Below are 25,506 nucleotides of genomic sequence, written 5' to 3' on the forward strand. Positions count from 1 at the left end.
GGGGGGGGGGGGGCCTTCTTTTTTTTTTTCCCCCCCTCGCGGGGTGGGGGTCGACCCCTTTCTGCCCCCCCCCCACCACCACCCCCACGTGCGGCCGACCCCTCGACGGCCGCTGGAAAATGGTCAATGGGTTGCTGTGCGCTGGATTTCGCTCCGGAGTTCGGAGAGAAACGCACGAGCATCGGTGTCGTGTAAAGCCATTTCGGCCAGAGCCGCCCAGCGGCGGCGATGGGCGTCGACGAGTTCGGGGCCGCGCGTGACCATGCTTCCCGCGATCGGTTCCGAGGAGGCGAGGGCGTGGTCCTCGTTCTCGTAGATGACGAAACCGTGCGGGATCGTGGTGCTCGCCTCGATGTCCTGCGGAATCACCGCGATGGTGACCGTATCGAGGGTCTCGATCGAGATGATCCGGTCCAGTTGCGCGAGCAGCAGGCGATGGGGTCCGGGTCGAAAGCGCAGGGCCGCCTCGGTCATCAGGAATTCGAAACGCTTGGCGGGGTCGTACAGCACGCGCTGCCGATCCAGGCGCGCGGCGAGCGCGGCCGCCAGCGCGTCGGGCGCGTAGGGCGGATCGAAGGTGGCGAACACCCGGCGGGCGTAGTCGGCGGTCTGGAGCAGACCCGGCACCAGCGCGGGCTGGAAGTTCCGCACCACCTGCGCATCCTGCTCGAGGGCTTGCACATCGTCCTGCAGATGCGGACGGTGTGCCAGCGCGCCGGCCCAGTCCTGCACCTCGGGTGAATGTGCCGCCTCGGTGAGCGCGCGCAGCGACTGCCGAGAATCCGCGTCCGCCCCAACCGCTTCGGCCCAGTCGAGCACCTGCGGTAGCGGAGGAACCACGGTCCCCGCCTCGATCCGGGACAAGGTCGACTGGCTGATACCGACTCGCTTGGCCAACTCTCGCCCGGAGATTCCGGCAAGGTCCCGCAACCGGCGCAACTCCGCGGCCAGCTGCTGGCGCGGATTCGACTGGTGCACAACGGAACTCGCGGCGCTGACTGCCGCTTCCGTCGCGCCCACTGCCGGCTGATTCGATGAAACCATGATGATTCAGATCGAATCAGTTTGATTCAGCCGAGTCAAGCCGGGCCGGTCGACTCGTGAATCAGCGGGCTCGACGGGGGTGGCCATGGGGCGTCGTTCAGTTCGTGGGCGTGGCGTAGCCACGGACGGTCTCCTCCACCGAACGCCGCACGTCAGAACCATCGAATGGTTCTGTGCCGTCAAGGATTTCGTCCAGGATCGAGGCTCGATCCAGCGTCGCCGGAATGTGATGCGCATCTCGTGCGCTCACCACGACCGCCAGCAGCACCGTGGCGTAAACGCGCGACCGCGGCACGATCAACCGCCACCCGCGCCGCTCCAGTTCCCGGATCCTGGCCTCCACGGTGTCCAGTACGTCCTGAATCACCTGCAACTCGATCTGTTCGGAGTCATCGCACGGCATGGCGGCCACCCAATCCTGCCGTGCGGCTGTCGAGGAAGGTCAGCGCGAGCAGCGCCACGCCGAATCGCCATGCGCCGCACGAGCGCCTGCGGTGCGGCGTGGGCCGTCGCCGCCGACGACCGACGCTCCCGCCCCTCCGTCGCTCGGATTCGATGCGCTCGATGATGGACTGGGCCGACCACGGGCTCACGGTGGACATCACGATCTCCTCCCTGCCGATGCTGTGCCACCAGCACAGCACCGCCGGAGAATCGGTTGACGCAAAATCGGGTACCCGATCGAAAGTCGCCCGAAGATCCACCGCTCTACCCGATAATGCTCTATGCAGCACCCGATTTCGTGACCTGATCCACCCGGTTCGATGATGAGGGATGTCGGCATGGCCAGCGAAGATGACAGGGACGCGGCGGAAGCCGCTTCGGGCTCCACCTTGCCGCGACGGCAACTCGGTCGCTTTCTTCGGGAATGCCGGGATGCGAACGGGTTCACGATTGCCGCCGCGGCAAAGCTCACGGATCTCTCCGCGTCCGCGCTACAACGAATCGAGGCGGGCCAAACCCAGAAGGTGCGTAAGCAGGATGTGCGTGCGTTGTGCGAGATCTACGGGGTCGGCCCAGCCGACCTGCGTGCCGCTATCGATCTCGCGACGATCGCGCGAACGCACAGCTGGTATCACGCTTACGGTGGCCTGTATTCGGAGGCATTCAACATGTACACCGGTCTCGAAGCTGCCGCGGATCGGCTGACCACCTACCACGAGCACATCCCCGGGCTGCTGCAAACCGCCGACTATGCGCGGGCCGTGATCGGTGCATATCCCGGGTTCGCCAACCGCAATGGCATCGATCGTAGGGTCGAGCATCGAATGAGGCGGCAGGTCATCGTCACTCGCAAGACCCGCCCCATCGCGCTGGAGGTGCTGCTGCACGAATCAGCGTTGCACCGACTGATCGGCAGTCGCCCGGTCATGGCAGCGCAACTGCGTCATCTGGCCGAAGTCTCGAAGTTGCCCAACGTGACAGTGCGAATCCACCCGTTCTCGGCCGGACTGACCTGGGGCATGCCGCGCGGCTCCTTCACCCTCCTCGAATTCGAGCCCGACAGCGATCGAATCGAACCGCCGATCGTGTACATCGAAGGCGGCCCCACCCAGGACGTCTATCTGGAGAAGCCGGATGAGGTCCGGCTCTACAGTGAGCTCGCGGAGGCCATCCGCAACGCGGCACTGGAGGATGGGCCGAGCCGTGAACTGGTTCGCCGAGTCATCAAGGAGTTCGAGCATGAGCAGCACTGACCTATCCAGAGCTGCGTGGTTCAAGAGCAGTCACAGCGGGAGCCAGGGGGATTGCGTCGAGGTGGCCTGGCTCGGGGACGGCGGCATCGGCGTGCGTGATTCGAAGAACCCGGCCGGTGGTACTTTGGTTCTGCTTCCAGCCCAATGGGATTCGTTCATCGGCGTGGTCGCATCGGGGTCGTTCAACCGACGCTGAACTCGGCGTGCCCGGAAGGATTCGAACCTTCGGCCTCCTGCTTCGTAGGCAGGCGCTCTCTCCGCTGAGCTACGGGCACTCGGCCCCGCGCGGATGTCTGCCGTTGACATCTACTCGTCGTTGAGGTGCGCGGGGCGTGAGAAGTGGGTTCCCTCGGTGAGATTCGAACTCACACTGGACGGCATCTGAGACCGTTGCCTCTCCCATTGGGCTACGAGGGAATGGGCGTGGATGGCGAAAGGGCCGCTCCCCGCTGCGATGGTGCGGAGGCGGCCCTGACGGCTCGTGGGTCGAGGCCGTTAGGAGTCGCTCCGGACGCCGAGGCGGACGCGCAGGCGGCGGGCGAGGTCGAAGGTGGTGCGGGGCTGGTTCAGCTCGGTCACGGGGGCCGCCTTTCCTGTCGTCGTGGTGTGTTGGAACCACGGTAGCAACGGGTCGCGTAGCGGTAAAACGAATTTCGGAGCGGGGGAGGGCGGCGGGTCAGAGTGTGATCGGGCCGAGGTCGGCGGCGGTGCGGGCCAGTGCGTGCAGGGCGGGGTTGTCGGTGGTGGAGCGCCAGGTGAGGGCGAAATGCAGGGGCGGGGCGTCCGGCATGGGGAGGAAGACGATGCCGGGGGGATTGTTGTAGCGGGCGGCGATTTCGCCGAGCGGGTGGACACACCGGCCGGAGGCCACCTGGGTGAGGATCTCGTGGAAGGTTCGGGCCACGGGGCCACGGGACATGCGTCGGCCCGACGGAGTGTGGGCCGCGTTCATCGCCGTAGGCCGCTTCGACCACTGGTCGTTCGCCTGACCACCGGTCCCGCCGCCGCGACGCCCGGACCCGGGCCCGGACCGCTGACCGGACGCCGCCCGGGTTTCTCTACGGTTGACCGATGACGGCATCCGTGTCCGGCAGGCCCGATGGTCCGATCGGCCTGAGGATGAAGCGGATACGTCGGCGCCCAGTTGAAGGTCCGGGCGTCCGGATGGTGCAGGGTCGCGAGTGCCGCGCTCTGCCGCGCAGCGAGGAGTGCACGAGACGTGACTGACGCGACCGATTCCGCGCGTCTGGACCTGGCGGATCACCTTCCTCGCCTAACCGCGCGCGGAGTGATTCTCAGCCTGCTGGTGAGCAATCACCCGGCCCGCCCGACGCCCGCCCAGGTGGTGCGGGCCGCGGGCGCATTCGGCATCAAGGAATCCGCGGCCCGGGTCGCGCTGACCCGGATGGTCTCCGGCGGCGACCTGACCCGCACCCGCGAGGGCTTCCACCTGAGCGAACCGCTGCTCGAACGCCGGCAGCGGGTGCTGCACGAGGTCGACCAGCGGACCCGAGAGTGGAACGGGGACTGGGAGATCGTCATGGTCGCGGGCCCCGGGCGAGACCCGGCGGAACGCGCGACCTTGCGGGCCCGGCTGGCCCGCCTGCGCCTGGCCGAGCTGCGCGAAGGGGTCTGGCTGCGTCCCGCCAATCTGACCCGGCCGCTCGAACTCGGGGACGCGCCGGTGGAGATCTTCACCGGCCGGCCCGGGCGTCGCGATGCCGAACTGCTCGACCTGCTGTGGGATCTGCCCGCCTGGGAGACGCAGTCGCGCCGACTGCTCGACCTGATCGAGCGCGCCGAGAGTCCCGTCGACCGTTTCACCGTCGCGACCGCGATCGTCCGCCACCTGCTCACCGATCCCTTTCTGCCGCAACAGCTTCGGCCGCGACAGTGGTCGGCGGATCGCCTGCATCAGGTCTGGATCGCCTATCAGGACGAATTCGTCTCGATCCCGGAGGTCGGCCACGCGAACTGACCAAAATATTACTGATTGACTTCGACTGTTCGGAAAACGTAATGTCCGATTCCAGCAGTCGAAGGAGGCAGCCATGCAGACACACGAGGTGTTCAACCAGTCCGTGCCGCTCTACGGCCACAATGTCGCGGCCGACGCGACCCTGCTGGAGGGATTGGTCCGCGAGGGAGCCGAATGGGCGCTCGGCGACATCGAGCGCCTGGGCACGCTCGCCGGAACCGAACAGGTTCAAGAACTGGGGCGGCTGGCGAACGAGAATCCGCCGATCCTGCGCCCGTACGACCGATTCGGCCACCGCATCGACGACCTCGAATTCCATCCGGCCTGGCACGAACTGATGACGGCGGCGGTCGCCAACGGCCTGCACGGTGCGCCCTGGAGCGACCCGCATGCCGGAAGCCACGTGGCCCGGGCCGCGAAGTTCTACATCTGGAGCAACGTCGAAGCCGGTCACACCTGCCCGATCTCGGCGACCTACGCCGCGGTGCCCGCCCTGCGCGACGCCCCCGACCTGGCCGCGATCTACGAACCGCTGCTGTCGAATTCGAGCTACGAGGGCGGCCTGCGCACACCGCTGGACAAGCCCGGCCTGCTGGCGACCATGTCGATGACCGAGAAGCAGGGCGGCTCCGACATCCGCGCCAACACCACCCGCGCCACCCGGCAACCCGACGGGACCTACCGGATCCTGGGCCACAAGTGGTTCACCTCGGCGACCATGGCCGACCTGTACCTGGTGCTGGCGCAGACCGACGCCGGCGTCACCTGCTTCCTGGTGCCGCGTGTCCTCGAGGACGGCACCCGCAACAACGTCCGCCTGATGCGACTGAAGGACAAGCTGGGCAATCGCTCGAACCCGTCCGCGGAAATCGAATACGAGAACGCCCTGGCCTGGCGAATCGGCGAGGAGGGCCGGGGCGTGCCGACGATCATCAAGATGGTCAACATGACTCGGCTCGACTGCCTGATCGGAGCCGCCTCGGGGATGCGCCGCGGCGTCGTCCAGGCGGCCCATCACGCGACGCACCGCAAGGCGTTCGGACGCCACCTCATCGACCAGCCGCTGATGCGCAATGTCCTGGCCGACCTGGCGGTGGAGTCGGAAGCGGCGTCGCTGCTGATGATGCGGCTCGCGGGCGCGCACGATCGGTCGGTGCGCGGCGATCGGGCCGAGGCGGAGTTCCTGCGGCTGGCGCTCGCGGTCGGCAAGTACTGGGTGTGCAAGCGCTGGCCCGCCCACGCGGCCGAGGCGCTGGAGTGCTTCGGCGGCAACGGTTTCATCGAGGAATCGCAGATGCCGCGGCTGTTCCGGGAATCCCCGCTCAACGGTATCTGGGAGGGCAGCGGCAATGTCGCGGCGCTCGACGTGCTGCGGGCGATGGGCAAGAACCCGCAGACGGTCGAGGCGTTCTTCGCCGAAGTCGCGCTCGCCGGGCCGGAACCGAGCATCGACCGCGCGGTGCGTGAGATCCGGACCGGGCTGGCCGATCTCGCCGACGCGGAGATCGTGGCGCGCCTGGTGATCGAGCGCATGGCCCTGGTGCTGCAAGCGTCCCTGCTGGTCCGGTATGGCGACCACGCGGTGGCCGACGCGTTCATCGCCTCCCGGCTGGACGGTCACCGCGGCAGCGTCTACGGAACCTTGTCCGGTGCGACGGATTTCGCCGCGATTCTCGATCGCGTCATCCCGCAGGCCGGCTGACCCGGCCGGACGTCACAGCGAAGGAGTCGATGCATGCAGGGAATCGGTGACTGGGCCACGCGGCGAGCGCAACTCAGCGGCGACCAGGTCGCGTTCGTGTCCGGCGGCCACTCGTGGACCTATCGTGAGTTCGACGACCGCATCAACAGGTTGGCGAACCAGTTGCGGGACCGCTTCGGCATCCGGCGCGGCGACCGCATCGCCGCGGTCGTGCCGACCTCGGTCGAATGCCTGGAGATCCTGTTCGCCACCGCCAAGCTCGGAGCGATCTTCACCCCCATCAATGTCCGGTTGACGGCATCCGAGATCGCTTATGTGCTGGGCGATCTCGGCGCGGATCTGCTCTTCGCCCACACCTCGTTCCCCGCGGCCCGCAGTGCCGCGGGGGAACCGGGCACCCGCGTGCGGGCGATCGTCGAACTGGGCGAGGAATACGCGGCCCTGGTCGCCGACGCGGACCCCACGCCGGTGACGCCGCTCGCCCGCCGCGAGGACGTGGCGGTGATCATGTACACCTCCGGGACCACCGGCCGCCCCAAAGGGGCGATGATCACCCACGAGAACCTGCGGGCCAACGCCGCCGCGGTCGTCGCGGCCTTCGGTCTGCGATCCTGTGACGTCACGGTGACGGCGCTGCCGATGTTCCACATCGGTGGCCTGGGTCTGTACACCTTGCCCTTCATCTACATCGGGGCGCGCAATGTCATCATGCCGTCCTTCGATCCGGTGGCGGTCCTCGACGCGGTGGGGTCCGAGCGGGCGACCCAGTTGCTCCTGGTGCCGACCATGTGGCAGGCGGTGATGGCGGTGCCCGATCTGGACAGCTATGACCTGTCCTCGCTGACGTGCGCACTCACCTCCGGCGCGCCCGCGCCGCGCCCGGTGCTGGATTTCCTCGCGCGTAGCGGGATTCCGTTCCGTGAGGGATTCGGGATGACCGAATGCTCGCCATCCGTGGCACTGCTCGACACCGAATACGTCAGAGAGAAGGCGGGTTCCATCGGACGGCCGCTGTTCGGCATCGACACCCGGATCGTCGACGACCACGACCGCGACGTCGCGGTGGGCCAGGTCGGTGAACTGCTGGTACGCGCCGACAACGTGTTCGCCGGCTACTGGATGCGCCCGGAGGAGACGGCTCGGGCGTTGCGCGACGGCTGGTTCCACAGCGGCGATCTGGGATTCGCCGACCGGGACGGATTCATCACCCTGGTCGACCGGAAGAAGGACATGCTCATCAGCGGCGGTGAGAACGTGTACACCAGAGAGGTGGAACTAGCGATCGCAGCGATGCCGGGTATCCGGGATGTGGCGGTGGTCGGGGCGCCCCATGTGAAGTGGGGTGAAACGCCCGTCGCGTGCGTCGTGGCCGATCCTGGGGTGAGTCCGACCGAGAAGGAGGTCATCGCGTTCGCCCGGCAGCGGCTGGCCGGCTTCAAGACGCCCACCCGGGTGGTGTTTCTCGACGCCCTGCCGACGACCGCGACGGGCAAGATCCAGAAGAACGTGCTCCGCGATCGCCTGCTCGCCGAGCCGACCTGAGCGCTCGATCGGAGCGACCCCGCGCGACCCGGGTGGCCGACGTCCCCGGGTCGCCTACCTCCCGACCTCGTCCGCCCGGCTATCGTTGATTGGTCACGAATGGGAGAATTGCGGACGTGAGCGTCGCCATTATGAAGTACAGAATTCAGCACGGGGTGCCGGCAGGTGTCGCGGCACCCGTCGGAGGATAGTTCGATGTCGGACCAGGAAGTGCCGGGGCGGGGATCTCTGCCGGGGCCCGGCGCGAACCGGTTCGATGCCGTGGAACGGCTGCGCGCGAAGCTGGAAGCCATGCGGGCAGGCGACGCTTCCACGCCCGAAAAGGGCGATTCGAATCTCACCCGCCTGCCGCGTCGCCCGCGGCGCACCACCGATCCGGCCCCCGGCCCGCCGTCCATGCCCTGGAATCCGGCGGGCGGCTCCGCCTACGATCCCGCGCCGACCCGGCCGGTGACGCGCGCGGAACTGCAGGGGGAGACGGGCTGGCTGCCGATCGATCCGGGCCGCGCCCAGCACCCCGCGCCCGCTCCCGAGGCGGGCCGCGGCGACGGCAGTGTGATCGACTTCAATGCGGCGCGCCGGCGCCGAGCCGGTGACGATGCCCCGGCCACCGGCATGCGGCCCATCGCCAAACCGCGCCGCATCGGATCAGGCGACGGGCCCGAAACCAAGGGCGATCGCGGCTAGAGCCGTGTGAAGACCCAGCGGGCGCGTGGCTCGTCGCTGACGTGACCGAGCCGCGCGATCGGCACCGCCGACCCGGTATCGCCGTAGAGGGTCAGACTGGGGTCGGACGCCAGGCTGACACGATGATTGCCCGCGGTCTCGCTCAAATACCACAGGCCCGTGTCGGCGACCCCGCACACGGCCTGCCCCACGGAGTAGGTGACCGGATCGAGCTTGACCGGGTGCAGGCACAACCGGGTCGCAGAATTGAGCAGCTGGTACAGCGGACCCGCGGGTTTGTAGGTGATCAACACCGTCTCCCAGCGATTCAGGTCCGCGCCGTCGTCGACGATCGCCTTCGCGCCGGTGGGGGCCGTCACCGCCGGGCGCAGCGTATAGGCCGGTTGGGCTTCCAGGAAGATCCGATACCGGCCCGGGCGTAGTGGCTCGGCGGAGGCGGGGGTGATCGTGACTGCGGCGAGAATCAGGTGAATCACGATCACGAGAACGACGCGGGCGGACATGACGCTGCTCATCCTTTCAAGGTGGTGCGCGGACCGATTCACGCTGCGCACGGGGTGAATTCGAAACGCTCGGCGGCACGGACACGAACACGGTCCGCCACGCTTCCTATTCGAGGCCGATACTCGTCCGGCGTGCCCGATTTGCCCCGTCACGGCCGGAATTTCCGGAAGGCCGGGTGTTGTAGGTTCGACTGCGTGACTCGCGGCGAAGGAGTACCGAACCCATGACGACTGCTCGCAACGAGCGGGTCCGGGCCGACCAGACCGGCGAGACCATGGAGTTCGTCGCCGACTTGCGCGATATCGCCACGCCCGATCCGGGATTGCGGCAGGTCACCGACCCCGCGGTGGCGGCCGACCTGATCGGGCGGGAGGTGCGCGATCGGCTGTTGGCGGTGCTCGACGCCGCGACCGCCGACCCGGTGGTGCTGCTGTCGGGCGGAGTCGACTCGATCCTGGTCGCGGCGGCCGCCGTCGCGGCGGGTGCGCGCCCGCACGCGATCACCATTGTCTCCGAGGGCGGCACGGACCGGGAGAACGCGGAAGCCGCGGCGCGGGCCCTCGGCCTCACCCACGAAATCGTCGAGATCGACGAACACGCCGTCGTCGACCTGGCCGCGCACGCGATCGACCGCCTCGGCGTGCCGGAGCTGTGGGAGGTCACCTACGCCGTCCCACTGCTCGCCGCGCTGCCAGCCTTGGACCGCCTCGGTGCGGTCGGCCCGATCCTCACCGGCAGCGGCGCCGACGCGATCGTCGCGGGCGGCAGACAACTGCGGAACCCGATCGGCTCGCCCGAGGCCGTCGAGGAACTCGACCGCACCATCCGCAAGGAATCGGCGAACAACTTCGTCCACGCACGCCTGGTGCCGGACTTCTATCCGCGGATCATGGGGGAGTACGCCGACCGGTTCGTGCACGTATTCCAAACCGTCCGCATGTGGGAGGTCGCCGAGACCTTCGCCCCGACAGCGCTTTTCGGCGAGCACGACGGAGAACCGGCCGACAAGCTGTGCCTGCGACTGGCCTGCGAGGCCCTGCTGCCCGAATCGGCGCGCGGACTCGTCTGGGCGAAGAAGTCGGCGATCCAGCGTTCGGCGGGCATCATGGGCGCACTGGCCACCGCTGCCCGGAGGCGGGCTACGGCCATGCCCGGCGCGACCGCATACGGCGACCCGATGACCGAACCGTACGAATCGGTCGCCACCCGGCTGTTCCTGGCTCTGCTCGGCACGGATCGTGCAGGGCTCACCGCGGATCGAGAAGGAAAGGGCGTCCGATGACAATCAGCGGAACCTCAGGGGCGGGGATCCCCGACATCGTCGGCGCCGCCGGCCTCACCGACGACGACCTCGCCGACCTCTACGCCTACCCGGACACGACCGAGCCCCGCGTCCGCGCGAACTTCGTGGCCTCCGTCGACGGCGCGATCAGCACGAACGGCTCCTCCAGCGGCCTGACCAGTCCCTTGGATCAGCGCGTCCTGAAACTGCTGCGCAGCCTCGCGGATGTCGTCCTGGTCGGGGCCGCCACCATCCGAATCGAGGACTACCGGGGCATCCGGATCCCCGAATCGTGGCAGCAGCGCCGCAAAATCCAGGGCCTGGAACCGATTCCGCCGCTCGCGGTGGTCAGTGGCCGCGCCGACATCGATCCGGGCTCACGGCTGCTCGCCGACACGATCGTCCCGCCGATCATCCTGACCACCGCCGCCGCATCGGCCGCCGCCAAACGCGACCTGGCCGCCGCGGGCGCACAGGTCGTCGAGCTGGGTCCGGATCGCGTCGAGACCGCCGCCATCATGGACACCCTCGTCGGCCTGGGCATGCGCCGCATCCTGTGCGAGGGCGGCCCGAGCCTCGCGGGCCAGCTGGCGGCCGACGACGTGCTCGACGAACTCTGCGTCACCACCGCACCCACCGTGGTCTGCGGCGATGCCCGCCGCATCACTCACACCGAGCGTCCGGCGCAGCTCCGGATGGACTGCAAACACATCATCTTCGATACCGATGGCTTCCAGCTCGCCCGCTGGGCGCGGAAGCCATAGCGCGGGCGCCTCGATCCGGCGTGGCTCCGGTTCGACTCCGGCGCACGATGATTCGCGTGATCGGGCACTGATTGTTTTGTCGTGCCACGAAATATCGAGTGGCCCACTATATTCGGGCTGAGGCCCCTGCGCCTCGCGGGAAGTTGATCCAATCGTCGACGCCCACAACCGCGTGGGGCCACTGGCCAGGGCGTGTGGTACGGCTCACACGTCCGTTTCGGGGCGTGTCGCTCCCGGTACTGTCCTATTTCGTCAAACATGCTGAGCGATCACCATGGGCGATTACCCCCGAGCGGGCCCCGTACCGACGCAGACCGGTCCGGGGCCCGATCGGTCTTGCATGTCGAATGTGATGTGAAATCTGGTGTGCCGCAGTGTGATTGCTCCCGCTGTCCTGATTGTGTGGTTATCGTGGACTGATGGTTACGGGGGCTAAAGAGTTTGTCGTCAGGGCGCGGAATCCGCGCGCCGAGCCCGAAGTGACCGACCGGATGCTGGTCATCGGCCTGCTGCTCGCGGCGGCCGCGGTGGTGTGGCACATATGCGCACTGCCGATCGGCGATCCCTACTACGGACTGTTCAACAATGGCGTCGATCTGGACGTCTACCGGGCGGGCGGTGCGGTGATCCGCGCACGGCCGGGCCTGTACGACGGTCCGGTGGTGTTCGGCATGGAGTTCACCTACACCCCGTTCGCGGCCCTGGCCTTCGTGTCGCTCACGCTGTTCTCCCTCGTCACGGTCAAAGTGCTGTGGTGGACGGCCACCCTCGCGGCGCTCATCGCCCTCGCCGGGCGCAGCCTGATCGCCCTGGGATACCGGAACACGTTGCGCACGTGGATGTTCGCGCTGCCGCTCGCGGTGGCGTGCACGATGCTGGAACCGGTGCGCACGACCATCTGGCTGGGCCAGATCAACCTCTTCCTGGCGCTGCTGGTCGTCTGGGACCTCACGAGACCGCGCGCGGCATCGCTGCGCGGCGCGGGCGTCGGGCTCGCGGCCGGAATCAAGCTGACGCCGATCTTCTTCATGCTGTACCTAGCCTGTACCCGCCAATGGCGGGCCCTGGGCGTCGCGTCGGGAGCGTTCGCCGCGACCGTCGCGATCGGCTTCCTCCTGCGCCCGCACGAGGCCTGGTCCTACTGGAGCCGTCAGATCGCCGCCCCCGAACGCGTCGGCGCGGTCGATTCCCTGGCCAACCAGTCCGTGAACGGTTTCCTCGCGCAGCTGCTGCGCTTCTTCGACATCGAGCGCTACACGTCGAACCCGTTCGGTATGACGGTGTTCGAGCCACCGGCCTGGCTCTGGGTGCTCGTGGTTCTGCCGGTCGCGGTCCTCGGCCTGGTCGCCGCCGTTCTGGCCCACCGCGCGAACCGCGAGCTACTGGCCGTCACCGTGACGGGTATGACCGCCGCCTGCGTCTCCCCGTTCTCCTGGGGTCACCACTGGGTGTGGTTCATGCCCTTGGCGATTCTCGCCTGGCATTACGCGCGCGCCGCCACCGTCCGCTGGGCGATGCTGGCCCCCGCGAGTGTCGTCCTCATCGGATTCTGCTGGTGGTGGACGTTTTCCGATCGTCCGCCCATGGAGGGCTCCCCGCATCCGATCGGCATCGGCCTGTTCATGCTGCCCCGCGCAGACCGATCGGTGTGGTGGGCGTACCTCACCGTGCCGACCTACGCGGGCTGCTATCCGCTGCTGATGATCGCGACCAGCGCCGTGATCATCTGGCGCAGTGCGTGGTTCAGGGAACGAACGCGCCCATGGTCGGCAACCATTCGGTGATCCGCTTGTCCTCGAGCAGACCCTCACGATTGAACGGGTCGTCCTCGAACAGCTTGGTGACCGCGGCCAGATCGTCGGCCGAGACCAGGATGAGCGCCCCGGACCCGTCCGCGTAGGGTCCGCTGGTGAGCACGGTGCCCTCGTCGACGAGCGCGTTCAGCCAGGCCCGGTGCTCGGGACGGTGGATGTCGCGGGCCGGGACGGTGGCCTCGGAGTAGACGTAGTGGATGGCGAAGACGGCCATGGGCACGCTCCTGATCGAAGTCGGTGACGGATACGGAAGTGTCAGAGCGTCAACAGCATTCGGGTATTCCCGAGCGTGTTCGGCTTGACGTAGGACAGGTCCAGGAATTCGGCGACACCGGTGTCGTAGGACCGGCACATCTCGGCGTACACCTCCGCCGTCACCGGCGTGCCCTCGATCTCCGCGAACCCGTGCCGGGCGAAGAACTCCACCTCGAAGGTGAGCACGAACAGCCGCCGCAACTCCAGCTCGCGCGCCACCGCGATGAGCTGCTCCACGATCAGCCGCCCCGCGCCGGTGCCCTTGATGTCGGGGTGCACCGCGACCGTGCGCACCTCGCCGAGGTCGGCCCACAGCACGTGCAGCGCCCCGCAGCCGAGGATCACCCCGTCGCGTTCGGCGACCCAGAACTCCTGCACCGCCTCGTAGAGAGTGACCAGGTTCTTCTCGAGCAGGATGCGGCCGGCGTAGATGTCGATGAGGTGTTTGATCTCGGGCACGTCAGAGGTTCGCGCTCGGCGGACGACCGGCGCTCCCGCCGCCTGCCCGCCGATCGAACCGCTGTCTGGTGCCCGTGTTGTCATGGGGTGCACAGTAGTCGGCCCGCGTACCGATAGGCTTGTCGGTGTGTCGCACATCCAGCTCCCCCGCATCCCGGCCTGGTCCGGAAACCGTGGCCGGTCCCGCGGCCGGTGGGGGCGCTGGTGACGGTGCAGCGTGACGAGATCGAGGGGCGCTGGGCCGACCCCCGTCCCGCGGTGAGTCCGGGCTTCGTGCCCGCCGCTCGCCCGCAGGCCGACCGCCCGGACACCATGGCCGGGCACCGGGCGGAGACGCTGGTCGAGCCGAAGCCGGTGCCGTTGCTGAACATCGCCAACGTGCTCACGATCCTGCGCATTCTCATCGTGCCGCTGTTCCTGATGGCGTTGTTCGCCCGCGGCGGACACGACCCCCAGTGGCGCTGGGTCGCGGCGGCCGCGTTCGGCGTCGCCGCCATCACCGATCGCATCGACGGGCAACTGGCCCGCAAATACGGTCTGGTCACCGACTTCGGCAAGCTGGCCGACCCGATCGCGGACAAGGCGCTGATCGGGGCCGCGTTGATCGGGCTGTCCGTGCTGCACGACCTGCCCTGGTGGATCACGCTGGTGATCGTGGCCCGCGAGCTGGGCGTCACGCTGCTGCGGCTGGCCGTGGTCCGGCGCGGGGTGATTCCCGCGGGCCGGGGCGGCAAGGTCAAGACCCTGGTCCAGTCGGTCGCGATCGGCGTGCTGCTGCTGCCGCTCTCGGGCGCCTTCGCCACCGCCGGAATGGACTTGATGTACGTGGCCGTGCTGCTGACGGTGGTCACCGGTCTCGATTACGTCGTGCAAGCGGCCCGGCTGTGGTTCGGGTCGCCGGGCGGCAGTCGTGCCGCGTGAGGTCCGGCCCGACATCGACGGCCTGCTGTCGCGCGTAGCGACCGCCGGTCCCATCCCGCCCGACCCCCTGGTCACCTCCGCGCCCGCCGCCGACCTGGTGGCCGCGCTGCTCGACGCCGGTCAGACGGTGGCCACCGCGGAATCGCTGACGGCCGGACTGCTCAGCGCCGCCATCGCGGGAATTCCGGGCGCGAGCGCGGTGTTGCGGGGTGGGCTGATCGTCTACGCCACCGACCTCAAGGCGTCGCTCGCCGGTGTGAGTGCCGACACGCTGACCTCCGATGGTCCGGTGTCCGCGAGCACCGCCGAGCAGCTCGCCGTCGGCGCACGTGAGCGGTGCGGAGCGGACTGGGGAATCGGACTCACCGGAGTCGCCGGACCCGAACCGCAGGACGGCCGACCGGTTGGCACGGTATTTGTTGGTATAGCGGGTCCGGAGTCCACCGAGGTGCTTCGGTTGAAGTTGCCGGGAGACCGGTGGACGATCAGGGTGGGCGCGGTACGCGCCGCGGTCACCGAACTCGTCCGCTTGGTTCGGGGCGAGTGACGACACCGGGAACGCGCGGCCGACGCCGGACGTTGTCCAGTCAAACGCTGGGTCCGGCGAGACGAGTGTGAGGAGAACGAGATGACGCTGCTGCGAGAAGCCATCGGGGAAAGCCTGCGGCGCGCTCGGGTCGCCCAGAGCCGGACGCTGCGTGAGGTCTCCACCTCCGCGCGAGTGAGCCTGGGGTACCTGTCCGAGGTCGAACGGGGTCGCAAGGAGGCGTCGAGCGAGCTGCTCGCCGCCATCTGCCAGGCCCTGGACGTCCCGCTGGCGCAGGTGCTGTTCGATGTGAGCTCCACCATGGCCGACGCCGACAAGGCCGCCGCGAAGGTGCCCGTCCGGGGTGGCGACGGTGACGTGGCGATGGCCGCGGACGGAACTTTCGGCCCCCGCATCGTGATTCCGGCCCCCAAGTCGGATCGTCTGGTGCTGGTGGCCGCCAAGTGATCGCTGTACTGAGGGGCCGAAAGGGATAAATTCTCTGTAGGCTTCGTCCCGGAGAGGTCGTGCTGTTGCCGAAATCTCCGGAACGACCGTTGCACAGTGGAGATATGGGACAACAGGGGTGCGCGACGGTCGCGCACTACTGTCGCGCTACGGGGCGCGGCACGTCATATGGAGGCGGGATCAATCGATGGCTAATCCGTTCGTGAAGGCCTGGAAGTACCTGATGGCCCTCTTCGACTCGAAGATCGAAGAGCATGCGGATCCGAAGGTTCAGATCCAGCAGGCCATCGAGGAAGCCCAGCGCCAGCATCAGGCCCTGTCGCAGCAGGCCGCGTCGGTGATCGGCAACCAGCGCCAGCTGGAGATGAAGCTCAATCGTCAGCTGGACGAGGTCGAGAAGCTCAATGCCAATGCGCGCCAGGCGGTTATGCTCGCCGACCAGGCCACCGGCGCGGGCGACACCGAGAAGGCGATCCAGTACACCAATGCCGCAGAGGCTTTCGCCGCGCAGCTGGTCACGGCCGAGCAGTCGGTCGAGGACCTGAAGGTGCTGCACGACCAGTCGCTGCAGGCCGCCGCCCAGGCCAAGAAGGCCGTCGAGCAGAACGCCATGCTGCTGCAGCAGAAGGTCGCCGAGCGCACCAAGCTGCTGTCCCAGCTGGAGCAGGCCAAGATGCAGGAGCAGGTCTCGGCCTCGCTGCAGCAGATGGACTCCACCCTGTCGGCCCCCGGCACCACCCCCAGCCTGGACGCGGTGCGCGAGAAGATCGAGCGCCGCTACGCCAATGCCCTGGGTTCGGCCGAGCTGGCCCAGAACTCGGTGCAGGGCCGCATGATGGAGGTTCAGCAGGCCTCGATCCAGATGGCCGGCCACAGCCGCCTCGAGCAGATCCGCGCTTCCATGCGCGGCGACGCCCTGCCGTCGGGCGGCGCCCAGCAGCAGATCCCGCAGGGCCAGCCCGCCCAGCCGGCCGCGCAGCCCTTCAACAAGGGCCAGGCCGCCCAGCAGTAACTGCTGCGCGGAAAGTAGTACACGATGGGGAGATCGCGGGCCGACCAGAGTCCCGCGACCTCCCCTGCCCGTTTTCTCCGCCGAACCCGGACGAAAACCCCCGATCCCATCCCGGGCTTCCCCTCACCTTTCGGCCCGGCGGCAAACCCCCAGCAGTCCACCCAGCCCGAAACCTCCGCGCCCGGAACGGCTTCCGCACCGGCTCCGGCCGCACACCCGGCGCCGGGACCCAACCCGGTCGGTCACGCCGCTGCCGCTTCTCCGGCAGGCGCGCCTTTCGATGACCGCTCCGCCGCCCGAGCCGCCTCCGCGCCTGAGGAATTCGATCCCGCGCCGTCGACGACAGCCCCGCCCCACGCGCCCCGGTCGGCGCATCACGCCGTGCCACAGGTGCCGCCGACGGCCGCGGCGACAGGGTGGCGCAGCCGCAAGCGTCTGATCGGACGCGGCGTGCAGCCCGCCCCCTCGAACTCGGAATCGCAGCACTCGGGTGCGGTACCGGCCGCAGCCACTGGACAATTCGGCGCGCCGATTGATGCGGCTGCGCCACGCATCCCATCGGCGGGACCCGGTGTCGGGCGTCCCGCGTTCGCAGCGCCACCGACCTCCGTGGACGGAGCATTCAGCCGGGCACCGGGATTCGCGGATCGGCCGGTGAACGGGCGTGGAGCGGGCTCCGGTTCGGTGACGCCGGGTCCCGAGGTTCGAGCGTCCGGTCGGCGTGCGAAGACGCGGGCGCGGCGGGAACGGGCCACCGAGGCGGTGCGGGAGGTGTTGGCGCCTACCGGGTTCGAGCCCGAGGAGTTGGCGCAGCGGCTGCCGGACACGCTGCGAGGTGTGGGGGAGCAGGCGTTGGTGGCCGTGCGGAAGTGGGCCGATCCGCGGGAGCGGGAGTTGCGGAAGCGGCGGCGGGCTCGGCGGCGGAGTTTTCGGCTCGGGACCGCGTCGGGGTTGACGACGGCCGGAACCGTTGGGCTGGTGTTGATCTCGGCTCCGGCGTGGGCGGTGGTGGTTGTCGGTGGCGGCGCGGTCGCGCTGGTGACCGGGACCGCGGTGACGGCGCGACGGTATCTGGATATGCGGCGGGAGCCCTTGCCGCAGGCGGCGTTCGTGCCGCGGAAGTTGCCGCCGATCCGATCGGCGGCGCGGGCTTCGATCGCGCGGTTGGTGCGGGCGGAGCGGGCATTGCACGGGTTGCACGCGCAGATCGCGCGGTCGGGGCGGCTGCCCGCCGAGGATCTGGACGACACGCTGGAGACGGCCGCTTCCGGTGCCGCCGCACTGCACGCCCTCGCGCAGGATGTGGTCGCGATGGAGCAGGCCGCCGGTGCGCTCGGATCGAATTCGCCTCTGGGCGAGCATGTTCGGGCTGTCTCCGTGCGACTCGACGGCGGCGTGATCGAATTCGAGGGCATGGTCGAGGCCGCCGCTCGGGTGCTGGCGGTGCCCGAAAGCGCCGCGGTGGCCGATGATCTCGGCTGGGCCATGGTCGGATTGCGCGATGCCGCCGATCGGCTCGACGGCTGGGCGCAGGCGCTCACCGAGCTGGCCGACCAGCGGTTCCGCGCCAATCCCTGACCTCACCCCGAAAACCCGGCGGCTTCGGAAGCGCACTCCGTGCCTCGGGAAGCCCGGATCACGCGGCCTGCGACAGTTGACCCGCTCACGGGCGGCGAACCATGGATCGGCTGAATGTGCCGCCCGCCAGCGCCGGGCCCTCCACCGCCTCCACCAGCGTGGTGAGTGCTCATCTGCCATCTGCGGGTTTTCGGGCGGCGGTGCTCGTGCCGGCCACTCGGTGCACGTCATCGCACGGAATCGTGACGCGGCCCTGCCCAGGTAGATGGCCGATAGCCGGGCCGAAGGCGTTTCGCGCGCACGCCGGAGGTCTCGGGGTGAACCCTGATTTCCTCCCCGATATCGCTGCTGACCTGGTGATTTTCTGGGTTGCCCGACGCAGTATGGATGGTGTCGGATCGCGCGGACGGCGGTTCGGAAACTAGGAGGCAAGGAATGTTCTGGAAGATTCTCGGCGTCGTCGTCCTCGTCTGGATCGCATTCATGATTCTCGGCGCGCTGATCAAGAGCCTGTTCCCCATCCTGATGGTGAGCGCGGTCATCTTCGGCTTGTACCTGCTGTACAAGGCGGTGTCGGGGTCGAAGGACAAGTCGCCGTTGAGCAAGTTCTGACCGTACGGCCCGCGACGGACCGTCTACCCGGGGAGACCCGGGCGGGCGGTCCGTTCTCCGTATGATCGCGGTATGGCTACTGCTGTCGTTGCCACCGCTTACGGTGGACCGGAAGTCTTGTCGCTCATCGACGTCGACGTGCCCGAACCGGGGCCGGGCGACGTCACCATCGCGGTGCGTGCCGCCGGGGTGAATCCCTTCGACTACAAGCTCTACAGCGGTGCGTTCGGCACCGATCCGAGCAAACTGCCGATCCGGCTGGGGCTCGAGGTGGCCGGGGTGGTCACCGCCGTCGGCCCCGACGCGGTGGGCCCGGCCGGGCCGATCACGGCCGGTGACGAGGTCATCGCGACGGTGGGCGGCGGATACGCCACCGCTGTCACCGTGAACGCCGCGCGCGTCGTGCCCAAGCCCGCCGATGTGGACTGGAAGCAGGCCGCGGGTGTGCTCAGTGTCGGCGGCACCGCGGTGCACCTGCTCGCCGCCACCGCCGTCGGACCCGGCGACACCGTGCTCGTGCACGGCGCGGCGGGCAGCGTCGGCGCCCTGGCCGCCCAGCTGGCGGTCGCGCGGGGCGCGCGGGTGATCGGCACCGCCTCGCCGAGTCGTCATGAGCGGCTGCGGGCCTACGGCGTCGAACCCGTCGCCTACGGTCCCGGCCTCGCCGATCGGGTGAAGGCGTTGGCCCCCAACGGAATCGACGCCGCCATCGATACGGCCGGCACCGACGAGGCCGTGGACGTCTCCCTCGAACTGGTCGCCGACCGCGGCCGGATCGCGAGCATCGTGGCCTTCGGCCGCGCCGCCACGGACGGTTTCAAGGTGCTGGGCCAGGGCCCCGGCGCCGACCCGGGCACCGAGATCCGCGGCAACGCCTGGCGTGAACTGCTGCCGCTGCTGTCGGCGGGCAAGCTGGATCTGGCCATCGCGAAGACGTTCCCGCTGGCGGAAGTGGCTGCGGCGCATACGTTCGTGATGGAGGGCCACGCCGGTGGAAAGGTCATTCTATTGCCCTGACCGGCCCCGCCTGTTTTGGCGAATCGTCCTCTGCACGCACCGCACACGGCATATGTTGTTGCCCACAACATATGCCGTGTGTGCGGTCGCAACCCAGTGACCGCCGCGTGCAGCGTCATGGAAAAGAAGGTCACCCTGATGAGGACGAAAAGCGCGCTCCCGCCGAAGAAGTCCGGACGTCGACGGGGTCTCACCGCCGCCGCGCTGGCCCTGTCCGGCCTGCTCACCCTCACCGCCTGCGGATCCAATTCCAGTACCGACACCTCCACGTCCAACGCTCCCGCCGGTGGCGGGGGGAACGGGACGGTCGGTGTCATCCTCCCCGAGACGGCCACCTCGGCCCGCTGGGAATCCTTCGACAAGCCCCTGCTGCGAAGCGCCTTGAACCAGGCCGGATTCGACGCCGACGTGCAGAACGCACAGGGTGACGTCCAGAAGTTCACCACCCTCGCCGACGGCATGATCGCCAAGGGCGTGAAGGTCCTGGTGATCGCCGCCATCAACAGCGAGGTCGGCAGCGCCGTCGCGGCCAAGGCCAAGAAGGCCGGCATCCCGACCATCGACTACGACCGCCTCAACCTCGGCGGATCCTCCGACTACTACGTGTCCTTCGACAATGTGAAGGTCGGTGAGCTGCAGGGCCAGGGAATGGCGACCGCGCTCAAGGACAAGCCGGGCGCGCAGGTCGTCGAGATCGAGGGTGCGCCGACCGACAACAACGCCACCCTCTTCCACCAGGGCCAGCAGAAAGCCCTGCAGCCCCTCTACGATTCGGGCGCGCTGAAGCTGGTGCGCAGCCAGCCCATCGACGACTGGAACAACCAGAAGGGCGGCACCACCTTCGAGCAGATCCTCACCGGCAACGGCGGCAAGGTCGACGGCGTGGTCGCCGCCAATGACGGCCTGGCGGGCGCGGTGATCACCGTGCTGAAGAAGAACGGCCTCAATGGCAAGGTGCCGGTGACCGGTCAGGACGCCACCGTCGACGGGCTCAAGGCGGTGCTGCGCGGGGACCAGTACATGACCGTGTTCAAGCCCATCAAGGAGGAGGCGGAGAACGCGGCGAAACTCGCCGTCGCACTCGCCAAGGGCGACAAGGCCGCCGCGGACGCGCTGGCGCAGGCCGTGAGCCAGGACCCCAAGGGCAAGCGGGACGTGAAATCCATACTGCTGCAACCGCAACCGATCACCAAGACCGAGGTCAAGCAGGTGGTGGACTCCGGCTTCGTGAAGGCCGGCGACGTCTGCTCCGGCGACGTGAAGTCCGCCTGCTCCACGCTCGGCATCGCCTGAGGATCGCCGCGCATGAGCGGTCAAGCGCGGAGGAGGCAGCGCAGCGTAACCACGCAGCGCTCCGGTCATGCGCGAAAGGACACAGCATGAATGAGCCGCTGCTCCGGATCACCGGCCTGAACAAGAGTTTCGGACCGGTGCACGTGCTGCACGACGTGGACCTCACCGTGCCGGCGGGCGAGGTCACCGCACTCGTCGGTGACAATGGCGCGGGCAAATCCACGCTGGTGAAATGTGTCGCCGGAATCCACGCCGCCGATTCGGGCGAGGTGCGATTCCGGGGCGAACCCGTTCACCTGCGTGGCGCCAAGGACGCGGCGGCGCTCGGCATCGAGGTCGTCTACCAGGACCTGGCCCTGGCCGACAATCTCGACATCGTGGCCAACATGTTCCTCGGCCGGGAGCGCGGCAAGCCGTGGCTGCTGGACGAGGCGAGCATGGAGGAGGCGGCGCGGCGCACCCTGGCCTCGTTGGGGGTGCGCACCGTGAAATCGGTGCGCACCCCGGTCGCGGCGCTCTCCGGCGGGCAACGCCAGACCGTGGCGATCGCCAAAGCCGTGCTGTGGAACAGCAATCTGGTGCTGCTCGACGAACCCACCGCGGCGCTCGGCGTCGCGCAGACGCGACAGGTGTTGGATCTGGTGCGGCGGCTGGCCGAACAGGGGCTCGGCGTGGTGTTGATCAGCCACAACCTGGCCGACGTGTTCGAGGTCGCGGATCGGATCGCGGTGCTGTACCTGGGGCGGATGGCCGCGCAGGTGCGGACCGCCGATGTCACCACCGGGCAGGTGGTGGAGTTGATCACCGCCGGGCGCTCGGGGGAGCTGGGGTTGGCGCGGCCGGAAGCGGTGGCGTTGTGAGCGAGGAATCCACCGGTATGACCAATGTTTCGGAAGCGATGGCCGAATCCGGTACGGCCGTGACCGACTTCGGAATCGATACCACGACGCTGTCTGTGCGAGAAGCCCTGAGCGACTACATGGCTCGGCTGCGTGGCGGCGAGATCGGTTCGCTGCCGGCGATTCTCGGCCTGGTGGCCCTGATCGTGTTCTTCTCGGCTCTGTCGGACGTGTTCTTCTCCCTCAACAACATCGCCAACCTGCTGGCGCAGGGCGCGGGGCAGACCATCATCGCCATCGGGATCGTGTTCGTGCTGCTGATCGGCGAGATCGATCTGTCGGCGGGCACGGCCTCCGGGGTGGCGGGCGCGGTGCTGGCCATGCACTACGTGGAGAACGGGAACCTGTTGACCGGCATGGGGTCGACGGTGTTCTTCGTGTTCAACGCGATGCTGGCGCTGGCGGCGATCCTGGCGGGGCTGCTGCGGATCTGGCCGGGCGTGGCGTTCTCGCTGCTCGGCATTCTGCTGACGGTCCTGGGCCTGTCCGCGAATCCGTGGGTGGAGATGCTGCTCGCGGTGTGCGTGGGCGCGGCCATCGGGTCCATCACCGGGTTCCTGATCGCCAAGATCGGGATGCCGTCGTTCGTGGTGACACTGGCGCTGTTCCTGGCGTGGCAGGGCGTGATTCTCCAGCTCATCGGCGAAGGCGGGGTGCTGGGGATCAGTTCCTCGCACGTGCTCGACGCGGTGGCGAACGGGAATCTGTCGACGGTGGGCAGCTGGGTGCTGTGCGTGGTGGCGGCGGGCGGGTACGCCGTGGTCACGCTCGGCGGGCACGTGCTGCGCCGGCGGCGCGGGCTGGTGACGCGGCCGACGGCGCTGGTGGTCGTGAAGGTCGCGGCGCTCGTGGTCTTCGCGGTGGTCGTGACGGCGCTGCTCACCGTCAACCGGTCGCCGAGCTCGCTGATCGTCATTTCCGGTGTGCCGTACGTGGTTCCGATCGTGCTGGTGCTGCTGGTCGCCGGAACCTACGTGCTGACGCGGACCACCTACGGCCGTCACATCTACGCGGTCGGCGGCAATGTCGAGGCGGCGCGGCGCGCGGGCATCAATGTGACCCAGTTGCGGGCCAGCGTCTTCGTCATCAGTTCCGCGTGCGCGGCGGTCGGGGCGATCGTCTACTCCTCGAAGGTCGGTTCGGTGGATCCGCAGGCGGGCGGGCTCAATACGCTGCTGTTCGCCGTCGGTGCGGCCGTGATCGGCGGGACGTCGCTGTTCGGTGGGCGCGGGCGGGTCGCCGACGCGGTGATCGGCGGCGCGGTGCTGGCGGTGGTGTCGAACGGGCTGGGCCTGCTGCGGCAACCGGCGGCGGTGGTGTCCATCGTGACCGGGCTGGTGCTGCTGCTGGCCGCCACCGTCGACGCGCTGTCGAGACGCCGCGTGGCGATGTCCGGCCGGTGAGCCGCGCGATGGTATATCCGAGTTCATGACCGTCGCCCGTCCGGACGAGGTGCGCCGGTTCAACCGGTCGACCCTCCTGCGGCTGCTACACACCGGAGGCCCCGCCACCCGCGCGACCCTCGCGGCCGAACTCGGGCTCAACCGATCCACCATCAAGATGCTCGTGGACGGGCTCGCCGAGGACGGCGTGGTGGAGGAGAAGGTGCCGCGGCTGGCGCGCGGGGCCGGCCGGCCGTCGCTGCTGGTGCTGCCGCAGCCCGAGGCGGCGGTGGTGCTGGCGGTGGACGTGCAGGTCGAGCACGTGGGGATCGCGCTGGTCGGGTTCGGCGGGCAGATCATGGGCCGCAACAGCTGGAATCTGCGTGGGCGGCAACGGGAACCGGACGAGGTGATCACCCACGTCGCGGAATCCTCGGCGATCCTGGCCGAGGATCTGGGGCTGCGGCCGGTCGCGGCCGGCGTCTGCGTGCCGGGGGTGGTGCGGCGCGCCGACGGGCTGGTGCACAATGCCGCGAATCTGCGCTGGGGCGAGGTGGCTCTCGGGCAGCGGCTGCGGGCGGTGCTGGAGCTGCCGGTGACGGTCGGCAACGACGCCGAATTCGGTGCTCTCGCAGAGCATGTCCGGGGCGCGGGGCGCACCGCCGCCGATGCCGTGTTCGTTTCCGCCGATGTCGGGGTGGGCGGCGGGCTCATCGCCCAGGGCGAGCTGCTGCGCGGGCAGGCGGGGTATATGGGCGAGATCGGGCATATGACGGTGCGGCCCGGCGGGCGAAAGTGCTACTGCGGCAACGAGGGCTGCTGGGAGACCGAGGTGGGGGAGGCGGCGCTGTGCCGGGCCCTCGGCATGCCCGAGCACGGGCCGCGCGGCGCGATCGTGGCCGAACTGCGTGCGCTGGGCGGGGATTGGGAATCGCCGCTCGGCGAGTACCTGGACTGGATGACGCTGGGGCTGGTCAATGTCGTGAACATTCTCGGACCCGAACTGGTGGTGCTGGGGGACCTGTTCACCGCGCTGCCCGGCCCGGCGATCGCGCGGGTGCGCGAGGAGGTGCACCGGCGCAGCATGGTGAGCCGCGCGTTCGGCGGGGTGCGGATCGAGAAGTCCTGTCTGGGACCGGATCTCAAACTGCTGGGCGCAGCCGAGGCGGCGTTCGAGGGCGTGCTCAGCATGCTGTGAGGCGGCGTTCGCAGCGCGTGACGGCTCGGTCCGCGGCGCGTCGGGCGCGGTGTGATTCGTGGTCGGGTGCGAAGTTCGTGTCCTGCTGGCGCGGGCCCGCGCGGTCGGAGTTGAATACAGGCATGGAGCAGCTTCCCGAGGACTGGCAGCGGGGGATCGTCATCGTGGCGCATCCCGACGACATCGAGTACGGGGCCGCCGCCGCGGTCGCGCGGTGGACCGGGCAGGGCAAGGACATTCGCTACGTGCTGGTCAGCAGCGGTGAGGCCGGCATCGCGGGGCTGTCGCCCGCCGAGGCCGGGCCGCTGCGCGAGGACGAGGAGCGCGCCTCGGCCAAGATCGTCGGCGTCAGCTCGGTCGAATTCCTCGGCTATCCCGACGGCCGCATCGAGGAATCCCTCGCCCTACGGCGCGACCTGGCCGCCGCCATTCGCCGCCACCGCCCCGAGATGGTGATCCTGTTCAACTTCGGCGACACCTGGGCCCGCGGCTACGTCAACTCCGCCGACCACCGCGCCGTCGGCCGCGCCGCGCTCGACGCCGTCTCCGACGCGGGTAACGAGTGGATCCATCCTGATATCGCCGATCTCCCGGCTTGGTCCCCGCGCTGGGCCGCCGTCTACGGCGTCGGCGATGGCAGCCACGGTCTCGACGTCACCGACACCGTCGAGGCGGCCGTCGAATCCCTCACCGCCCACCGCCGCTACCTCGAGGTCCTCAGCCCCGAACCCGTCGAGGCCCAGGCCCGCGCCGTCATCGAGATGACCACCGGCCCCAAGGAGGGCTTCCCCGCCGCCCGAGCCCTCAGCTTCGAGCTCTATCGCTTCGCGGGCTGAGCTGGGACTTCGCCGCCCGCCCGGCGACGCGGAACC

Annotated in this window: 28 protein-coding genes and 2 tRNA genes; 21 read left to right on the plus strand and 9 right to left on the minus strand. The window is 68.9% G+C overall.

The features are described 5' to 3' along the window. Nucleotides 1–123: 123 nt before the first annotated feature. From ABZ412_RS21125 to ABZ412_RS21135, 3 genes are all read right to left on the minus strand, one after another. Nucleotides 124–1,020: a helix-turn-helix transcriptional regulator gene (locus ABZ412_RS21125; protein WP_357282837.1), complete on the minus strand. Its 897-nt coding sequence runs from the start codon at nt 1,018–1,020 to the stop codon at nt 124–126. 121 nt (nt 1,021–1,141) lie between these two features. After that, nucleotides 1,142–1,456: a hypothetical protein gene (locus ABZ412_RS21130; protein WP_357282838.1), complete on the minus strand. Its 315-nt coding sequence runs from the start codon at nt 1,454–1,456 to the stop codon at nt 1,142–1,144. Continuing rightward, nucleotides 1,434–1,646 (minus strand): hypothetical protein, encoded by a 213-nt coding sequence (locus ABZ412_RS21135; protein WP_357282840.1) that lies wholly within the window; start codon nt 1,644–1,646, stop codon nt 1,434–1,436. Before ABZ412_RS21135 ends, ABZ412_RS21130 begins: the two co-directional genes overlap by 23 nt. 180 nt (nt 1,647–1,826) lie before the next feature. Here ABZ412_RS21135 and ABZ412_RS21140 point away from each other — a divergent pair, with 180 nt between their 5' ends. Continuing rightward, nucleotides 1,827–2,741, plus strand: coding sequence for a helix-turn-helix transcriptional regulator (locus ABZ412_RS21140; protein WP_357282841.1), 915 nt, complete (start codon nt 1,827–1,829; stop codon nt 2,739–2,741). Further along, a complete protein-coding gene (locus tag ABZ412_RS21145) occupies nt 2,728–2,937 on the plus strand; it encodes a DUF397 domain-containing protein (RefSeq protein ID WP_357282842.1) in 210 nt (69 codons plus the stop codon). The genes ABZ412_RS21140 and ABZ412_RS21145 overlap by 14 nt, the downstream gene beginning before the upstream one ends. 6 nt (nt 2,938–2,943) lie before the next feature. Here the strand turns inward: ABZ412_RS21145 and ABZ412_RS21150 are convergent. The 3 genes from ABZ412_RS21150 to ABZ412_RS21160 all read right to left on the minus strand — a co-directional run bounded on the left by ABZ412_RS21150 (nt 2,944) and on the right by ABZ412_RS21160 (nt 3,645). Next, nucleotides 2,944–3,016 (minus strand) — tRNA-Arg (locus tag ABZ412_RS21150). 69 nt (nt 3,017–3,085) lie between these two features. Then, a tRNA-Leu gene (locus ABZ412_RS21155) sits at nt 3,086–3,158 on the minus strand. A 259-nt stretch (nt 3,159–3,417) separates the two neighbouring features. Next, on the minus strand, nt 3,418–3,645 hold the full coding sequence (locus ABZ412_RS21160; RefSeq protein ID WP_357282844.1) for a hypothetical protein: 228 nt from the start codon (nt 3,643–3,645) through the stop codon (nt 3,418–3,420). Nucleotides 3,646–3,960: 315 nt separating this feature from the next. Here ABZ412_RS21160 and ABZ412_RS21165 point away from each other — a divergent pair, with 315 nt between their 5' ends. From ABZ412_RS21165 to ABZ412_RS21180, 4 genes are all read left to right on the plus strand, one after another. After that, entirely contained in the window at nt 3,961–4,719 is a 759-nt protein-coding gene (locus ABZ412_RS21165) for a PaaX domain-containing protein, C- domain protein (protein ID WP_357282845.1), read from the plus strand. 73 nt (nt 4,720–4,792) lie between these two features. After that, the gene (locus tag ABZ412_RS21170) at nt 4,793–6,421 is read left to right on the plus strand and encodes an acyl-CoA dehydrogenase family protein (protein WP_357282847.1); all 1,629 of its coding nucleotides are present in this window, start codon (nt 4,793–4,795) and stop codon (nt 6,419–6,421) included. A 33-nt stretch (nt 6,422–6,454) separates the two neighbouring features. After that, complete coding sequence (locus ABZ412_RS21175; protein WP_357282848.1) at nt 6,455–7,963, plus strand: long-chain fatty acid--CoA ligase; 1,509 nt, start codon at nt 6,455–6,457, stop codon at nt 7,961–7,963. 195 nt (nt 7,964–8,158) lie between these two features. Next, the gene (locus ABZ412_RS21180; protein ID WP_357282850.1) at nt 8,159–8,650 is read left to right on the plus strand and encodes a hypothetical protein; all 492 of its coding nucleotides are present in this window, start codon (nt 8,159–8,161) and stop codon (nt 8,648–8,650) included. Here ABZ412_RS21180 and ABZ412_RS21185 read toward each other — a convergent pair. After that, complete coding sequence (locus tag ABZ412_RS21185) at nt 8,647–9,165, minus strand: hypothetical protein (RefSeq protein WP_357282851.1); 519 nt, start codon at nt 9,163–9,165, stop codon at nt 8,647–8,649. The two genes, ABZ412_RS21180 and ABZ412_RS21185, sit on opposite strands and share 4 nt — an antisense overlap. Before the next feature lie 212 nt (nt 9,166–9,377). On the opposite strand from ABZ412_RS21185, the gene ABZ412_RS21190 reads away from it, so the two are divergent. From ABZ412_RS21190 to ABZ412_RS21200, 3 genes are all read left to right on the plus strand, one after another. Beyond that, nucleotides 9,378–10,436: an asparagine synthase-related protein gene (locus ABZ412_RS21190; RefSeq protein ID WP_357282852.1), complete on the plus strand. Its 1,059-nt coding sequence runs from the start codon at nt 9,378–9,380 to the stop codon at nt 10,434–10,436. Next, complete coding sequence (locus ABZ412_RS21195) at nt 10,433–11,200, plus strand: pyrimidine reductase family protein (RefSeq protein ID WP_357282854.1); 768 nt, start codon at nt 10,433–10,435, stop codon at nt 11,198–11,200. Before ABZ412_RS21190 ends, ABZ412_RS21195 begins: the two co-directional genes overlap by 4 nt. Before the next feature lie 419 nt (nt 11,201–11,619). After that, nucleotides 11,620–12,984: a glycosyltransferase 87 family protein gene (locus tag ABZ412_RS21200; RefSeq protein ID WP_357282855.1), complete on the plus strand. Its 1,365-nt coding sequence runs from the start codon at nt 11,620–11,622 to the stop codon at nt 12,982–12,984. Here ABZ412_RS21200 and ABZ412_RS21205 read toward each other — a convergent pair. Together ABZ412_RS21205 and ABZ412_RS21210 are read right to left on the minus strand one after the other, a co-directional pair. Continuing rightward, complete coding sequence (locus ABZ412_RS21205; RefSeq protein ID WP_357282857.1) at nt 12,944–13,228, minus strand: YciI family protein; 285 nt, start codon at nt 13,226–13,228, stop codon at nt 12,944–12,946. The two genes, ABZ412_RS21200 and ABZ412_RS21205, sit on opposite strands and share 41 nt — an antisense overlap. Nucleotides 13,229–13,269: 41 nt before the next feature. Further along, nucleotides 13,270–13,812 carry an amino-acid N-acetyltransferase gene (locus ABZ412_RS21210; RefSeq protein ID WP_357096706.1) on the minus strand — a complete coding sequence of 181 codons (543 nt, stop codon included), beginning with the start codon at nt 13,810–13,812 and terminating at the stop codon, nt 13,270–13,272. 228 nt (nt 13,813–14,040) lie between these two features. Here ABZ412_RS21210 and pgsA point away from each other — a divergent pair, with 228 nt between their 5' ends. The 12 genes from pgsA to ABZ412_RS21270 all read left to right on the plus strand — a co-directional run bounded on the left by pgsA (nt 14,041) and on the right by ABZ412_RS21270 (nt 25,470). Next, a complete protein-coding gene (gene pgsA, locus ABZ412_RS21215; RefSeq protein WP_357283187.1) occupies nt 14,041–14,649 on the plus strand; it encodes a CDP-diacylglycerol--glycerol-3-phosphate 3-phosphatidyltransferase in 609 nt (202 codons plus the stop codon). Between the two features lie 67 nt (nt 14,650–14,716). After that, nucleotides 14,717–15,196: a CinA family protein gene (locus ABZ412_RS21220; RefSeq protein ID WP_357283188.1), complete on the plus strand. Its 480-nt coding sequence runs from the start codon at nt 14,717–14,719 to the stop codon at nt 15,194–15,196. An 81-nt stretch (nt 15,197–15,277) separates the two neighbouring features. Continuing rightward, a complete protein-coding gene (locus ABZ412_RS21225) occupies nt 15,278–15,643 on the plus strand; it encodes a helix-turn-helix transcriptional regulator (protein WP_213556733.1) in 366 nt (121 codons plus the stop codon). Nucleotides 15,644–15,830: 187 nt separating this feature from the next. Continuing rightward, a complete protein-coding gene (gene pspA / locus ABZ412_RS21230) occupies nt 15,831–16,655 on the plus strand; it encodes a phage shock protein PspA (RefSeq protein ID WP_357096702.1) in 825 nt (274 codons plus the stop codon). Between the two features lie 654 nt (nt 16,656–17,309). Further along, on the plus strand, nt 17,310–18,233 hold the full coding sequence (locus ABZ412_RS21235; RefSeq protein WP_357282858.1) for a hypothetical protein: 924 nt from the start codon (nt 17,310–17,312) through the stop codon (nt 18,231–18,233). Nucleotides 18,234–18,668: 435 nt separating this feature from the next. After that, nucleotides 18,669–18,845, plus strand: coding sequence for a hypothetical protein (locus ABZ412_RS21240; RefSeq protein WP_357096697.1), 177 nt, complete (start codon nt 18,669–18,671; stop codon nt 18,843–18,845). 72 nt (nt 18,846–18,917) lie between these two features. Continuing rightward, entirely contained in the window at nt 18,918–19,862 is a 945-nt protein-coding gene (locus ABZ412_RS21245) for an NADP-dependent oxidoreductase (RefSeq protein WP_357282860.1), read from the plus strand. 138 nt (nt 19,863–20,000) lie between these two features. Next, the gene (locus ABZ412_RS21250; RefSeq protein WP_357282862.1) at nt 20,001–21,155 is read left to right on the plus strand and encodes a substrate-binding domain-containing protein; all 1,155 of its coding nucleotides are present in this window, start codon (nt 20,001–20,003) and stop codon (nt 21,153–21,155) included. A gap of 86 nt (nt 21,156–21,241) precedes the next feature. Continuing rightward, nucleotides 21,242–22,015: an ATP-binding cassette domain-containing protein gene (locus tag ABZ412_RS21255; RefSeq protein WP_357282864.1), complete on the plus strand. Its 774-nt coding sequence runs from the start codon at nt 21,242–21,244 to the stop codon at nt 22,013–22,015. 17 nt (nt 22,016–22,032) lie between these two features. Next, nucleotides 22,033–23,457 (plus strand): ABC transporter permease, encoded by a 1,425-nt coding sequence (locus ABZ412_RS21260; protein ID WP_357282865.1) that lies wholly within the window; start codon nt 22,033–22,035, stop codon nt 23,455–23,457. Nucleotides 23,458–23,482: 25 nt separating this feature from the next. Continuing rightward, nucleotides 23,483–24,634, plus strand: a complete 1,152-nt coding sequence (locus ABZ412_RS21265) for an ROK family protein (protein WP_357282867.1) — start codon at nt 23,483–23,485, stop codon at nt 24,632–24,634. A 122-nt stretch (nt 24,635–24,756) separates the two neighbouring features. Beyond that, a complete protein-coding gene (locus ABZ412_RS21270) occupies nt 24,757–25,470 on the plus strand; it encodes a PIG-L deacetylase family protein (RefSeq protein WP_357282868.1) in 714 nt (237 codons plus the stop codon). Nucleotides 25,471–25,506 lie beyond the last annotated feature (36 nt).

Source organism: Nocardia sp. NPDC005746 (assembly GCF_040630785.1).
GTDB lineage: Bacteria > Actinomycetota > Actinomycetes > Mycobacteriales > Mycobacteriaceae > Nocardia.